The organism is Desulfomonilaceae bacterium, from assembly GCA_041662605.1.
Classification (GTDB): domain Bacteria; phylum Desulfobacterota; class Desulfomonilia; order Desulfomonilales; family Desulfomonilaceae; genus CAJBEZ01.
In genome coordinates, this window is sequence record JBAZSD010000005.1 from 176953 (window position 1) to 191489 (window position 14537).

Annotated in this window: 15 protein-coding genes and 1 tRNA gene; 10 read left to right on the forward strand and 6 right to left on the reverse strand. The window is 45.0% G+C overall.

Annotated elements, in window-relative coordinates; translation table 11 throughout:
* The first annotated feature begins 17 nt into the window (after positions 1-17).
* The 7 genes from WC647_06270 to WC647_06300 all read left to right on the forward strand — a co-directional run bounded on the left by WC647_06270 (position 18) and on the right by WC647_06300 (position 6706).
* Positions 18-1220 carry a flavodoxin domain-containing protein gene (locus WC647_06270; protein ID MFA6221902.1) on the forward strand — a complete coding sequence of 401 codons (1203 nt, stop codon included), beginning with the start codon at positions 18-20 and terminating at the stop codon, positions 1218-1220.
* 83 nt (positions 1221-1303) lie between these two features.
* Positions 1304-1942, forward strand: a complete 639-nt coding sequence (locus tag WC647_06275; protein ID MFA6221903.1) for a DVU0298 family protein — start codon at positions 1304-1306, stop codon at positions 1940-1942.
* Positions 1943-2026: 84 nt separating this feature from the next.
* Positions 2027-3331, forward strand: coding sequence for a cytochrome ubiquinol oxidase subunit I (locus WC647_06280; GenBank protein ID MFA6221904.1), 1305 nt, complete (start codon positions 2027-2029; stop codon positions 3329-3331).
* 64 nt (positions 3332-3395) lie between these two features.
* The gene (gene cydB / locus WC647_06285; protein ID MFA6221905.1) at positions 3396-4421 is read left to right on the forward strand and encodes a cytochrome d ubiquinol oxidase subunit II; all 1026 of its coding nucleotides are present in this window, start codon (positions 3396-3398) and stop codon (positions 4419-4421) included.
* 30 nt (positions 4422-4451) lie between these two features.
* A complete protein-coding gene (gene tpx / locus WC647_06290) occupies positions 4452-4967 on the forward strand; it encodes a thiol peroxidase (GenBank protein ID MFA6221906.1) in 516 nt (171 codons plus the stop codon).
* Positions 4968-5010: 43 nt separating this feature from the next.
* A complete protein-coding gene (locus WC647_06295) occupies positions 5011-5466 on the forward strand; it encodes a ferritin family protein (GenBank protein ID MFA6221907.1) in 456 nt (151 codons plus the stop codon).
* Between the two features lie 187 nt (positions 5467-5653).
* Positions 5654-6706, forward strand: a complete 1053-nt coding sequence (locus WC647_06300) for an efflux RND transporter periplasmic adaptor subunit (GenBank protein MFA6221908.1) — start codon at positions 5654-5656, stop codon at positions 6704-6706.
* A 24-nt stretch (positions 6707-6730) separates the two neighbouring features.
* Here WC647_06300 and ispG read toward each other — a convergent pair whose 3' ends face one another.
* From ispG to WC647_06320, 4 genes are all read right to left on the reverse strand, one after another.
* Positions 6731-7816 carry a flavodoxin-dependent (E)-4-hydroxy-3-methylbut-2-enyl-diphosphate synthase gene (gene ispG / locus WC647_06305; GenBank protein ID MFA6221909.1) on the reverse strand — a complete coding sequence of 362 codons (1086 nt, stop codon included), beginning with the start codon at positions 7814-7816 and terminating at the stop codon, positions 6731-6733.
* A 12-nt stretch (positions 7817-7828) separates the two neighbouring features.
* Entirely contained in the window at positions 7829-8848 is a 1020-nt protein-coding gene (gene rfbB, locus WC647_06310; GenBank protein ID MFA6221910.1) for a dTDP-glucose 4,6-dehydratase, read from the reverse strand.
* A 100-nt stretch (positions 8849-8948) separates the two neighbouring features.
* A complete protein-coding gene (locus WC647_06315; GenBank protein MFA6221911.1) occupies positions 8949-9446 on the reverse strand; it encodes a dTDP-4-dehydrorhamnose 3,5-epimerase family protein in 498 nt (165 codons plus the stop codon).
* A gap of 2 nt (positions 9447-9448) precedes the next feature.
* Positions 9449-10177 carry a sugar phosphate nucleotidyltransferase gene (locus tag WC647_06320; protein ID MFA6221912.1) on the reverse strand — a complete coding sequence of 243 codons (729 nt, stop codon included), beginning with the start codon at positions 10175-10177 and terminating at the stop codon, positions 9449-9451.
* 208 nt (positions 10178-10385) lie between these two features.
* Here WC647_06320 and WC647_06325 point away from each other — a divergent pair, with 208 nt between their 5' ends.
* Positions 10386-11939, forward strand: a complete 1554-nt coding sequence (locus WC647_06325) for an ATP-binding protein (GenBank protein MFA6221913.1) — start codon at positions 10386-10388, stop codon at positions 11937-11939.
* Between the two features lie 34 nt (positions 11940-11973).
* On the opposite strand, the gene WC647_06330 is transcribed toward WC647_06325, so the two are convergent.
* Positions 11974-13044, reverse strand: coding sequence for a serine hydrolase (locus tag WC647_06330; protein MFA6221914.1), 1071 nt, complete (start codon positions 13042-13044; stop codon positions 11974-11976).
* Positions 13045-13183: 139 nt separating this feature from the next.
* Here WC647_06330 and WC647_06335 point away from each other — a divergent pair, with 139 nt between their 5' ends.
* The gene (locus WC647_06335) at positions 13184-13522 is read left to right on the forward strand and encodes a hypothetical protein (GenBank protein ID MFA6221915.1); all 339 of its coding nucleotides are present in this window, start codon (positions 13184-13186) and stop codon (positions 13520-13522) included.
* A 25-nt stretch (positions 13523-13547) separates the two neighbouring features.
* Here the strand turns inward: WC647_06335 and WC647_06340 are convergent, their stop codons facing one another.
* The gene (locus WC647_06340; GenBank protein MFA6221916.1) at positions 13548-13895 is read right to left on the reverse strand and encodes a P-II family nitrogen regulator; all 348 of its coding nucleotides are present in this window, start codon (positions 13893-13895) and stop codon (positions 13548-13550) included.
* A 120-nt stretch (positions 13896-14015) separates the two neighbouring features.
* On the opposite strand from WC647_06340, the gene WC647_06345 reads away from it, so the two are divergent.
* Positions 14016-14091 (forward strand) — tRNA-Arg (locus WC647_06345).
* The last annotated feature ends 446 nt before the right edge of the window (positions 14092-14537 follow it).

The following is a 14537-nucleotide window of genomic DNA, read 5'->3' on the forward strand; positions in this document are numbered from 1 at the left end:
CAAAATTGGAGGAAAAATTGCGAGCAGTTGTTGAAATTAAAAATGGGGTGCATTGGGTCGGCGCTGTTGACTGGGATATCAAAGATTTTCATGGGTATTCCACGTACAAAGGCACGACCTATAACTCGTACCTCATCCCGGACGATAAAATTACACTTTTTGACACAGTAAAAAAGCCATTCAAAAACGATTTGCTTCATAATATCTACAAAGTTATCGAGCCGAGCAAGATAGACTATCTTGTAATAAACCATGTTGAACCTGATCATTCAGGTTCAATTCCCGAGATGGTCGAAATTATAAAACCTGAAAAAATTTTCTGTTCCGCTAGAGGCAAGAAAGCTCTCCTGGATCACTATCACAGGGAGGACTGGCCCTACGAGGTTGTTTCATCCGGTCAGGAGGTTTCAATAGGGAAGAGAACTATCTCTTTTCTTGAGACTCGAATGCTGCATTGGCCGGATAGCATGTTTTCATACATCAAGGAAGACGCCCTGTTAATATCGAGTGACGCTTTTGGACAACACTGGGCGACAACGGAGAGATTCAATGATGAGGTCGATTCTCCCGAGTTAATGAAACATGCTCTCAAGTATTTCGCCAATATCTTGCTTCCTTATGCAGGGCTGGTTCAAAAATTATTGGCTGATGTTCAGAAAATGAATCTCAAGATCGACATGATAGCCCCGGACCACGGGCTAATATGGCGCCAAAACCCACTCCAGATAGTCGAAGCCTACTCCAAGTGGAGTAAACAGGAATCCCGCAGGAAAGCCCTGTTGGTTTACGACACCATGTGGCATAGCACTGAGATGATGGCCAAAGCGATCGCTGATGGTTTGATTGAATCGGGAATAAGCGTAAGAATCATGAATCTGGCCTGTGAACACAGAAGTGAAATAATTACTGAACTTATGGATTCAAAGGCCGTAATTGTGGGGTCCTCCACGCTGAACAATGGGATGCTTCCAAGAATGGCTGATATGCTTTGTTACATGAAGGGCCTTAAGCCGATGAACAAATTCGCGGCGTCCTTTGGCTCATATGGATGGAGTGGAGAAGCTGTCAAACAAATCGGTAAGTCTTTGGAAGAAATGAAAATGAAAGTGTTTGGTCCTGGAATCAGTCTGCAATTTGTTCCTGACCATGAGGGTCTGAAAAAATGTGTCGATCTTGGTCGGGAGATTGGGGGCGCCATCAAGGAGTCTGTGCCGGCATAAACCGTTAATGAAAAAACTTTACAAACAAGGCTCCAATTTTGGAAAAATTATCAAGCCGAAATTTGAAAAAAAAGGTACTCGAATTGCTCAGGAGCCAAGATTTTGAAACCTCGCTTGAACAGTTGGAGCAGTTTCCAGGTCGGCTTGTAATAAACACATTATTGTCCTTGTTGCTGGATCATGATGAACTGACAAAATGGAGGGCTGTGACAGGGATAGGGCTGGTTGTGTCACGTCTCTCAGATCAGGACATTGAGGCGGCGCGGGTTATAATGCGCCGCCTAATGTGGAGCTTGAATGATGAATCCGGAGGAATAGGCTGGGGAGCCCCGGAATCAATGAGTGAAATCATGGCCAGGAGCCCCGGAATCGCGGACGAATATCATACAATATTGATTTCATATCTCAATGAAGAAGGTAACTTTCTCGAATATGAACCCTTGCAAAGGGGTTTGTTATGGGGCGTAGCCAGACTCGCAGCGGTTAGACCGGATTTGCTGCGATCCGCTGTTACGTATCTTAACAAGTATCTTGAGTCAGAGGACCCTTCAATCCGAGCCTTTAGTGGTATGAGTCTCTGTTTGTTAGGGACCGAAGATCGGAAACCGCTATTAGAAAAACTGTTACAGGATCATGCGGAGTTTAGAACCTTCTTCAACAACGAATTCTCGACATTTAAGGTTTCCGAGCTAATTGAGAAAGTTGTTCATTCAACGAGTTGATATGGATATTTTGATAAACAAGATCCTTGTCGTTTAGGACCTTGAAGAGGCGCCCTTCTCCCAGGTTAATAAAAGGAGTTCCCCATGGACCCAATTTTATTGTCCCGTTTGCAATTTGCAGTAGCTACTTTGTTCCACTTCATTTTTGTTCCTTTGACCTTGGGATTAGCCATTCTGGTCGCCATAATGGAGACACGTTATGTTCAGACAGGAAACCCCGAATACAAAAAAATGACCAAATTTTGGGGGCATATATTCCTGATAAACTTTGTAGTGGGGGTAGTGACGGGCATAACATTGGAGTTCCAGTTTGGAACGAACTGGGCGGGATATTCAAAGTACGTTGGGGATATTTTTGGATCAATCCTGGCTATTGAAGCAACTGTGGCTTTTTTCCTGGAATCGACCTTTATTGCGGTGTGGTTTTTCGGTTGGAATCGACTTAAACCTAAAGCTCACGCGTTGTGCATATGGCTGGTAGCCATAGCGTCCAGCGTCTCCGCCTACTGGATTATAGCGGCTAACGCCTGGATGCAGCATCCTGTGGGCTATGAGATACGTGGTGGCCGGGCGGAACTAACGGATTTTCTCTCCGTGGTCACGCAAAATTATGCGATAATGAATTTTCTACACACGATTTTTTCAGGCTACATTGTCGCTGGATTTTTCGTCATGGGAGTCAGCGCTTATCATCTTCTCAGGAAAAATGAGATTAGCCTGTTCACCAAGTCCTTCAGAATGGCCCTTGCTTTTTCATTGATATTCTCAATCGGGGAAGTTTTCATGGGTGACATCACCGGCAAGGAAATGACCATACTTCAGCCGGAAAAAACCGCTGCCGTAGAGTCGCACTGGGAGACGAAAAAAGGCGTTGATTTCTCAATGTTTGTAATTCCTGATGAAAAAAATGAGAGGAACCTGGTAGAGTGGTTCAAAATTCCCAAGTTTATGAGTTATATTACAAAAGGGGATTGGAACGCTGAGGTCCTGGGACTCAAAGCGTGGCCTGTAGAAGATCGCCCCCCGGTGACACTGGTTTTTTTCGCGTTCAGGATAATGGTCGCCCTTGGCTTCCTGTTTGTTCTATTAACCGTGATTGGTTGGTTTAAGAGGAACAAACTGGAATCGAGTCCGATGTACCTTAGGATAATGCTCTATTCTATTCCACTACCATACATAGCCGCTCTACTCGGATGGATAGTAACTGAAGTGGGTCGGCAACCATGGATCGTCTATCGTGTGTTAAGAACCATGGACGCGGGTTCCCCAATAGCGGGTTCGCAGGTAGCCGTTTCACTTGCCGCATTCATAATCTTGTATTCGCTATTGGGGATAATTGCCTTTTTTCTGATTATTCGTCATGCGAAACATGGCCCTGAACCAGTCTGAAAACCATCTTAAGTAAAGATTGTGGGATTTTTGCTTTGGAATCGATTAGAAAGGTAGGCTCAACATGCTGGAAACCATCTGGTTTTTGCTATGGGGACTGATCTGGGCGATATATTTCATGCTCGATGGTTTTGATTTTGGTCTTGGTACTCTTCTTCCTTTTGTAGCAAAAAGCGACAAAGAAAAAAGGGTCATTTATAACGCCATGGGCCCTTTTTGGGACGGGAATGAAGTTTGGCTCATAACGGCGGGTGGAGTGACTTTCGCCGCGTTTCCCACAACTTATGCCGTGATGTTCAGTACGTTATATACCCCGCTGTTGCTTATACTTTTTACTTTGATCATAAGAGCCGTCTCCTTTGAATTCAGAAACAAGATAGCCAGCCAATCGTGGAAATCCTTTTGGGATATCTGTCTTTTTATTGGGAGCTTTATTCCGGGCCTGCTTTTCGGAGTGGCGTTCGCCAATATCTTTCAGGGAATTCCCTTTGACAAGAATTATATGTTCCAGGGGAATCTGTTTACTCTGTTAAATCCTTATGGTCTATTGGGCGGGTTGCTGTTTGTAGCCCTTTTCCTCGTGCATGGAGCTATTTGGCTGGCGATTAAATCTGATGGGGATCTAAACAAGAGAGCAAAGAACTTTGCTTCCGCTCTTTGGATACCTCTCCTGATCCTGGCCGTCGCTTTCCTGGTGTTTACATGGTTTGCGACCCCCCTCTACAGGAATTATCTGAATAACCCGATTTTGTTTATTCTGCCGCTTATCACAACGCTAGCGTTATTTATGATTCGGATCTTTTTGGCGAAAGATTCTTTTTGGAAAGCATGGTTCGCTTCCAGTGTCACGATCATGACCGCTGTGCTTTTTGGAGTTGTAGGGCTATTTCCCAACCTGTATCCCTCAAGCATTGATCCTGCGCTCAGTCTGACGGCTTTTAATTCATGTTCCAGCCCATTAACATTGAAAATCATGCTCGTAGTAGCATTGATAATGGTACCCATCGTAATTGCATACCAGAGTTGGGCCTATTACCTGTTTAGAGGGAAAATTGATGAAGCGATGTTGGCTTCAAGAGAATCCTATTAAGATAACTTTTTTCGGTGAAAGGAACATAAAATGAACGAACGGCAAGGTTTAGTAACTTTCAAGGGCAATCCCCTGACATTGGTAGGAAACGAAGTCAAAGTTGGCGATTCAGCTCCCGATTTTGTGGCGATGGCCAATGATTTGTCTCCTGTAAGCCTTTCTTCTTACAAAGGAAAACCGATCATAATATCTTCAGTCCCTTCTTTGGATACTCCAATATGTGACATGTCAACGCGCCGATTCAACGAAGAAGCTATCAACCATGGCAATGATATTGCGATATTAACCGTCAGCATGGATTTGCCTTTTGCTCAGGCTAGATGGTGCGGAGCGGCCGGAGTGAAAAATGTTGTCACACTGTCGGATTACAAAGACGCCTCTTTTGGTATGCAATACGGGTTACTTATCAAGGAATTGCGTTTGTTGGCCAGGGCGGTGTTTGTAATTGATAAGAACGGTAAAATCCAATATCTTGAACTTGTGCCGGAAATAGCCCAAGAGCCGAATTACGACTCGGCACTGGAAGCATTAAAGAAAATCAAATAACAACCTGGTAAATCGTCGTTAAATTTTTTGGGAGGCTGAACTTATGCAACAATGGAAATCAGTTAACGAAATTCTGGATTTTGCCATCGAGAATGAGCAACAAGCCCATGATTTTTACATAGGTCTGGGCGAAAAGATGGACAGGCCGTGGATGGCGGAAATATTCAAGAGTTTTGCAAAAGAAGAATTGGGACACAAGCGGAAACTCGAAAATATCAAGGCAGGCAAACAATGGGGTCCAACAGAGAAGAAAGCTCTGGACCTAAAAATAGGTGATTATCTGGTAGACGCGGAGCCTGGTCCTCAAATGGATTATCAACAAGCGTTGATCCTTGCCATGAAAAAAGAGAAAAAGGCCTTTAAACTCTATCTGGATTTGGCGGCGTCCTGTGGGGACGACAATCTGGAACAAATCTTTCTGGCTTTATCCCAGGAAGAAGCTAAACATAAACTCAGGTTTGAGATTGAATACGACGATTTTGTAATGACTGAAAATTAGTTTCCCGGCTATGATTAGAGTCAGTATAGCGAAGGCTTCGCCTGAAAACGTTATTCAAGTAGCGTTATTACGCTATGACATTTTGAAAGATATCCTTGCGTCTGAAGATTCGGAGTGAAGAATCCATGATAGCAAGGATTTCTTGTTCAAACCGTGGATGATCCTGAGTCGACACGGAGGAAACTGGATGACCAAATTTAAATTACTCACAGCCGCTATTTCAGCGATCGCTTTAATCTTACTTCTAATATGGGTTCAAGGTGGATTTCACTACAAAGTCCCCGGCGGAGAAACACAACTTCCGAAAGAACAGGTTTCGAATCTCAAAACCGCCAAAGCCGAAGAAATCGAAACCTCCGGTGAGGTCACTGTTCCCGGAACCATATTGGCGAGAGACACTGCCAAGATCGCCGCAAGAGTAGGTGGATACATTACTGAATTGAAAGTGGACGCCGGTAGTGTAGTCAAGAAAGGCGATCTCTTGTTCAAGATCGAGGCCCGAGAACTGGAGGAGCGAGAAGCCCAGGCCAAGGCGGCGCTTGAAAGCGCACAGGTTGATCTGGACAAGACCAAACAGGATTATGAACGTTACAAGGTTTTATTTAGTGAACAGGCTATCGCCAAGAAAGAATTCGATGATGTTTCCGCTCGTTATGAAATGGCTCAGGCGGCTGTGAATAAAGCCAAATCATCGCTTCAAGAAGCCAGGACATTCCTGTCCTACGAGTCTGTGACGGCTCCGTTTGACGGCATCGTGGCCGAAAAGAATGTCAACCAGGGAGACCTTGCGGTCGTGGGGAAAGATTTACTTACTATTTACAACCCGGATACTCTTGAAATGGTCGCCGCTGCCGGAGAACAGTACGCTCCTTTTCTCTCGATAGGCTCACAAGTTACTGTGGCGGTTCCGTCTTTGAACATAAAAATAAATACCTCAATCAGGGAAATTGTTCCTCAACGTGATGAGAAGACCAGAACTATTACAGTGAAAGCGCCTATGAATGAAACTGACGGCCTCACACCCGGTTTGTACGGGACGTTAACGTTCAAGACAATGTCTGCGCCTGTAATTGTGATACCGGCGACCGCAGTCAAAATAGTCGGTCAGCTTGAAACAGTGAAAGTGGTTGATCACGGCGAAGTCAAAACCAGGCACGTCCGAACCGGACGAAAGCTCGACAATGGCAATATTGAAATCTTGTCGGGTTTGGATCCTGGGGATGTAGTAGTTATTGAATGATCAGTCTCAGCGCCCGGGAAAATTTTATGAAGTCGCCACGGGCGCTGAGTCTTGAGCAAGATTATTTATTTCATCCAGAAGCGCCTTCAGGAGCTCTTTTTCTTCGTAGGTCCCAACCACTTGGCCCTTCTTGAACAATATCCCTCTCCCTTTTCCGCCCGCTATCCCCACATCAGCCTCCTTGGCTTCACCTGGCCCATTCACCACACAACCCATGACCGCGACTTTCAACGGCGTTCGTATAAAGGAAATGGCTTTTTCAACTTTAGTCGCCAGCCCTATAAGATCTATTGCAGTTCTGGAACATGTCGGACAGGAGATAAGATCCACTCCCCAACGTCTGAGTCCGAGGCTTCTAAGTATAGCGAAACCTGCCTGAATTTCCTTCTCAGGAGCGGCCGAGAGAGAAACTCTTATTGTGTCTCCAATACCTTCAGCCAGCAAAATTCCTATGCCGATGGCCGATTTTACGGAACCAGGGATTACCGTGCCTGCTTCAGTGACCCCAACGTGCAATGGGTAGTCCACCTTATCAGAGAGCAGTCGGTACGCGTCAATTGTTCTTGGGACGTCTGATGCCTTCAAAGAAACCTTTATTAGCCCAAAATTGATCTTCTCCAGAATACCAATGTGACTCAGAGCGCTCTCAACCATTGCTTCCGGAGTAGCTCCGCCATACTTCTCAAGGAGCTTCTTTTCTACGGATCCGGAGTTGACTCCGATTCGAATCGGGACATTTCGGTCAAGGGCCGCCCGCGTGACTTCTCGAACTTTGGTGGAAGATCCTATGTTTCCAGGGTTCAGTCGCAGTCCGTCAACCCCCTGTTTTAGAGCTTCAAGCGCCAGTTTGTAATCGAAATGAATATCAGCGACGAGAGGAACTTTCATTCCACTTTTGATTTTACCCAACGAGCCGGCTGCTTCCATGTCTGGAACACCGACTCTTATAATTTCACATCCCGCCTTCTCAAGCTTTCTAATTTGCGCAAGAGTTTTTCTGATGTCACGAGTGTTGGTATTGGCCATTGACTGGACAGATATAGGAGAGTCTCCTCCCACAGTCATGGTACCCAATTGAATGGTCCTGGTTTTTCTTCTTACAATATCCATAATTTTAGTAGGTTATTTCTGAAGCCCGCCATACCATTTTTCGTAGTAGGTAAGGTATTCTCCAGTCTTTATCCTTCTCCACCAAGGCTCATTCTCTATGTACCAGCTCACGGTTTGATCTATGCCGTCTTCAAAACCGATCTCCGGCTCCCAGTTGAGTTCAGTTCTGATTTTATCCGAATTCATCGCATATCGACGATCGTGCCCTGGTCTGTCCTGGACATACTTGATCAACGACGAGGACTTGTTGAGTCTGGCCAGAATCTGTCTGACTATATCAATGTTGTGGCGCTCACAGGATCCCCCGATGTTGTAAACGTGGCCCGCCAGTCCCTTTCTCATTACTGTGTCGATAGCCTTGCAGTGGTCCAGCACATGTATCCAGTCACGAATGTTCATCCCATCACCGTAAACCGGGAGGCCTTCATGCTGGATGGCGTTGGTGATCATTAGCGGTATGAGTTTTTCAGGAAACTGGAACGGCCCATAATTATTAGAGCATCTGGTAATTACGACATCCATTCCATAGGTTTTGTAATACGCCCGCACCAGTAAGTCAGCAGCCGCCTTCGAAGCGGAATAAGGACTGTTTGGTTTCAAATGGTTTGTTTCTGTGAATGATGGATCTAATGGGCCGAGAGAGCCGTAAACCTCATCTGTCGATATTTGAACAAACCGACATATCTTGTGTTCTTTACAGCAGTCCAGAAGAACCTGGGTTCCAATAATATTTGTTTTCAAAAAAGTGGACGCGTCCAATATTGATCGGTCTACGTGGGACTCCGCCGCAAAATTGACCACTATATCCGGTTTTGAAGACATAATTTCTGAAACCAGATTGCTGTCAGCTATGTCGCCTCTTACAAATTCATAACGGGAACCGTAACTTTCAACTCCTAACAGGTTTTCCAGATTCCCTGCGTAGGTCAAAAGATCAAGATTGATAACGCTCAGATCCCTGTAAGTTTCGAGCATGTTCAAGATAAAATTTGAACCAATAAAACCGAGCCCACCAGTTACAAGCAAACGCATTCCAGTTATTCTCCTGATACCGGCGCCTTCGGAATCCAAAGCCGCGCATGTTTTTAAATCTCTGGCTCAAAATATTCCGATAAACCCATCAACCATTTCTCTAGCCATCTTTTCTGGTCCAGTCATAAGGTATGACGTCTCCATGAGGATCAACTCTGAACTCATCAGGATCAGCCCTGTTGTAAGGCTCTGAAGGAATATTGATGACATAGGCCTCGTAATCACTTACGCATTTCCAACCGTGAAAGACTCCTGCCGGTATTACTATAAGTACCGGATTATATTCACCTGCATAGAGGACATTAAGAGCCCCACGAGTCTCAGAACCCTCACGATCATCATAAAGGACGGCCTTCACCATTCCTCTCACGCATGTAAATCGATCATCCTGAATCCTGTGATAATGCCAGGCCTTAACAACACCGGGATAAACAGTTGACAGGTAGACCTGACCAAATCCCGAGAAAAAAGGGTCGTCATTTCTCATTATTTCCATCAGCCTGCCGCGTTCATCAGGCACAACTTTGAGAGGCTGAATCACAACACCCTTAATGGGAGTCGATGATGGCTGTTTGAATTTGCTTTTCTTGAGAGACATTTTTAAACTTTGTTGGCTCCTCCGTGAGCGACAAGATTGGAAGCTTTTAATAGAGAATCAAATGTTCCCGCGTCGGTCCACCACCCGTCAATCTGTGACCATGTCATAGTCCCCTGGTCAATGTAAAGATTGTTGACATCGGTTATTTCCAGTTCTCCCCGTTCCGATGGGTCCAACGTCTTTATGAAGTCGAAGACCTGAACATCATACATGTATATCCCCGTGACAGCGTAATTTGAAGGAGGATCAACGGGCTTTTCAATTATTCTTACAACTTTGTCTCCTTCAAGCACAGGAACCCCAAATCGCTGGGGATCTTCAACCTCTTTAAGCAATATCCTGGCCCCTGACCCCTGTTTTCGATATCCTTCAATCGCTTGCTGAATGGTTTTTTCTAGAAGATTGTCGCCAAGCACGACGCAGACAGGCCCACATGCCGCATGGTTTTCGGCAAGCGCCAAAGCGTCGGCTATACCACCTTCGCCTTCCTGGTAGGCATAGCTGATATTCTTGACTCCATATTCCTTCCCATTACCCAGTAACCTCAGGAAGTCTCCTGGATGATTACCTCCCGTGACAATAAGAATGTCATCGATTCCCGCTTTAACCAGACATTCGACCGGATAGGTAATCATAGGCCTGTTGTATATCGGCAACAGGTGCTTGTTGGTAATTTTGGTTAGGGGGAATAAACGAGTGCCCAAACCGCCAGCGAGGATAACACCCTTCATCTGAGATCTCCTTCCGGTCGATCAGAAGATACTTGTGAGGTAAACGCGTTCAATATTATTTTCGAATATTACTATTTTCCTCAATGTTTGATCAAGCCTGGAAACTAACATAGAATTACGACTAATTCCTGAAATCATTTTCAGGCGTTGTAAAGCCTAAATCGTTGACTAAACCTGAAAACTACGATAATTGGGGTTCAGGGTGAAAATGCGGGAAAGCTTTGATAAAAAAGGCCAGGACAATAGTTCAAAGCTAACAATTTCTCAATTGTTGGCCAAATTCAGAATATTGCTTGAAATTGGCAGAGGCCTTCTTGGACAGGACCCTTTCAATCAAAAAATCCTCTCTACGATCTCCCTCATCAATCGTTTATTAGGAAATCGCGCAGATATCGCCATATGGCTTGAAATAAACGGAGACATTTTCGGAGAAAAACCCGAAAACGGTCACGGTGCCCTTTTCATTAAAGATATCCAGGTCCAAAACCGCGTCTGCGGTCGATTAGGCGTAAAATACGGCCGAGATGAACAAATCTTTCCTGAAGACGAATATTTTCTGGAGGAAGTAGCGGAATCCATCGGAAGGAAATTAGAAGTTCATGAATTGAATCAGATGCTGAGACAGTCAGAGGAACGCTACAAGAAATTAGCGGCAAACCTGTCTCAGGAGATGTGGCGCCGAACTGAAGCTTTGGCGAGTGAAACAGGATATCTTGAAGGCATATTGAGATCATCCGCAGATATGATCATGACTACAGACCTCGATTCCAGGATCGTTGAATTCAATCCTGCGGCGGAAAAGCTGTTAGGATATTCCGCTGAAGAAATTCAGGGCCACAAGATCCATGAGGTATGGGTCGACACATGTGAACGGAACGAGATCCTGGAAGAGGTTCAAAACTCTGGTGGAATAAGAAATTACAAGACCAAACTTAAAAGAAAAGATGGCGCAATTGTTGAAATATCCCTCACCCTGTCTCAGTTAAAAGATAACGAAGGACGACTTCTTGGGACAGTAGGAATAAGTAGGGACATCGGACAGGACAACGCCATTACCAGAGAATTGGAAAGACTCAACAAGAACTATCGGGAAGCTATTCATTTCATAAATCACGAAAACAAGAATTCTCTTCTGGTGATCGGTGGGTTCGTCAAGAGACTGCTCGACACTGAGACGGATCCGAAGCGACGGGAACAACTTGAAATTATATATCATCATTCCACCTTTCTGGAAGCCATGAGTCGCGATTTTCTTACTATGGCGGACCTTGAGCAGGGAGAGTTTCAGATCCGTAGGCAGGAAATCGGAAATTTCTATGAAGAGGTCCTGTTGCCTGCAATGGTTGGGCTTAAAGAACGGTACCCTAACTCTTTCGACAGTTATGATCAAAGTCTGGGAGGCGTAGGTTTAGTTCCTGTTTATGGGGACCCCAGATTTCTGGAAATTGTCTACCGCAATCTGTTCGGGAACGCTCTGAAATATGGATACCCCGGAGGCAGAATAGCGTACGGAGTGGTCGACCTTGGCGATAAATTCTTGTTCAATGTTTGGAACGAAGGCCCAGGAATTGAGTTCGAAGAGCGAGAAATGATATTTGAGAAATTCTACAGAATACCTAACGAAATAACTCGTACAAAACGTGGAACAGGGTTGGGCCTCTACAACATCAAGAGGATTATTGAGGCTCACGGTGGAAATATCTGGTGTGAATCAGAAATGGGAAAGTGGGTTAATTTCCTTTTTACTCTACCCAAAGAATGAAGGTCATTATTCTTTAGATAAAAATCCTCTTCAGTTATTTGGAGGCGACTTTTGGACTGGAATCAACAGAAACGCTCTTGGAAGCTGACGTTTCTTTGATGGCTTTGTGATACAGCAGACGAGTGTCTCTGAAATGGTTAGGACTCCCCAACACTACTATTACAAAGACGTTTTTCCCGGGTGTAAACTCAGAGGCGAGGCAATGGCCGGCTCTGCATGTAAACCCTGTTTTTCCTCCCACCACCGGGAGATTATCCCGCAGTAATTTATTTGTGTTTCTGATTGCATAACCTTTGGGATTGAGTTTACTGGCGAGCACGTAGGATTTTTTCTGACAAATGGTCCTTATGGTCAGGTTTGAAAAAGCTATCCTTGCGATAGTTGCAATTTCGCGCGCAGTGGAGACATTTGCTTCACTTTCGGGTTCTTTGTCGTCTTTAGTAGCGGAACCGAGCTTTTTATCCAGCCCACTCGGAGTGAAAAACTGAGTATGGACGGCGCCTATGCTCTTGGCTTTCTGGTTTAGAGCCTGGATAAATTTTGTCTTGCCGCCGGGAAACGCGCACGCTAAAGCTTCCGCGCAGTCATTGCCTGAGCTTATCAGCATCCCATGCAACAAATCTTTGACCGTAAGGGTATCTCCCGGTTTCAAGCCGACTACGGATTTGGGAACAGTCTTAATGTGGTCCGGAATGGTTATTTCCCTGTCAAGCGGCATATGATCCAGAGTTAGCAACGCTGTTACCATTTTGGTCAGGCTGGCGATAGGCAATTTCTGGTCTGCGTTTTTGGATATCAATGTTTGATTGTTCGCGAGGTTGACGCAATATGCGGCCTTGGCCTGGACTCCGGGGGAAACCGGCTTTATATATTTCGTTCTGGACGGTTTTATCGATGATTTCTTCTTGACCTTTACGTGAGGCTTTTTTGCGGTCTTCTTGGCCACAACTTGCTGCCTGGACGATTTTGACGCGGCAAAAGAGTCCCCACAGGAGCCCGTCAGGAAAACCAGTGTCAAAGATATCGTGAAATAAATAAGACATAATTTAGAACGAGAAAAATGGCAGTCCGCTCCAGCATGATCAGTCTTTGCGTTAGGTGACATTTTTACCCTGTTAAACTAATCTCTTAATAGGGCTATTGTATAGCACACTTTATCGTTTTTTTAAAGATGTTTAGACTTGGAGCGTGACCTATTAATATCGCGCGCTATTTCAGTAATAGATCTGAAGGAGGCCGTTCTTATGGTTAGAGCCAGACTGTGGTTCCGTTGCGCTGCAATGCATGATCCCGTCACCCCGAGGTTGGTTAGCCCGGCGGTCATAGGTTGGATGGCGAAAAATCGGAGGGTGGATCTGACGATTGAACGTGACTTCACGGGCACGGAACTGCTCAAGAGAATGAAAGGCTGGATAACAGTGAGTCCCAAGGACGCCATAGAAGTTTTTGAAAAACATGGGAGACTCAAAACCTTTGATGATGGTGAACTGGTGATCGAGGTCGAATCCGAGGAACTTTTTGAGGCTTTGACCGGTGAGATCCAGAAGAGATTCAAGGATCAATGTGATCTGGAAAGGATCTGAATCATCCAACCAGCGTCATTGCAAGTCAAATGGACAAAGCGTCAATATCTTTTTCGCCTGTTCTAACGCGAATTACGGATTCGACGCGTGTAACAGTTACGACGCTGTCATCCAGTTTTCCAGAGGATCCATGTAAACAGACGGCCTCGATAACTGATACAACCAGCCAGTCGGGTACCACCACCTGTATGTTAATGTGAGGTGTCAGATCGGCTGACCGGGCATCGGCGGAGCTGAACCTGGAACCTGTTCTCTGAGAAACAACCTGTCTAAGTATTTCAGTGACGGTCATTCCTCCAATGCCGAGATCGGCCAGCGCTTCTCTGACATCATCAAGTTTAAAAGGTTTGATAGTGGCTTCTATTGAAAACATAAGCTGGATTGTCGTAAGGTCTTGGAGTAAGCAATTTTTAAAAATAGAACAAATGATTTGACATAAAAGCATATCGTAAAATAGATTAAAAGGCTATATATGAAACGGTTAATTCTAAATGCCCCCGTAGCTCAGGGGATAGAGCGACGGATTCCTAATCCGCAGGTCGCAGGTTCGATTCCTGCCGGGGGTACCAAAGAAATCAGTAAGTTAGGTACCAAGAAACACAAAAAAGTGACTCACTAATCACCTTAATCTCAAAAATGCTAACATTTTGCTAACATCCATGCTATCCAGCATTCTATTTTCCACTCTTAGAAGCAACTAGAATTTGAGTTAACCCATGGTCGTAAGTGAACTTATCAATGGCGTTGACAAGTTCGTCGTCGCTGATAACCCCATATCTCTCTGACACATCTAAACTGCGGTCGCTGTGGCCTAGTATTGACTCTCGTATCTCTGAATCTATTCCTGGCCGTCATGCGTTTGTCTTCCATGTATGGCGCCATCGTAACTTGTGAACCTCGCCCTGGCGCATACCTTGTGAGATAACTAACCCATATCATATCCTGATACCACTCTGGGCATTCACCAATTATCCGTTGAATATCATCAAACCCGATGTAGACATGCCGTAGACTT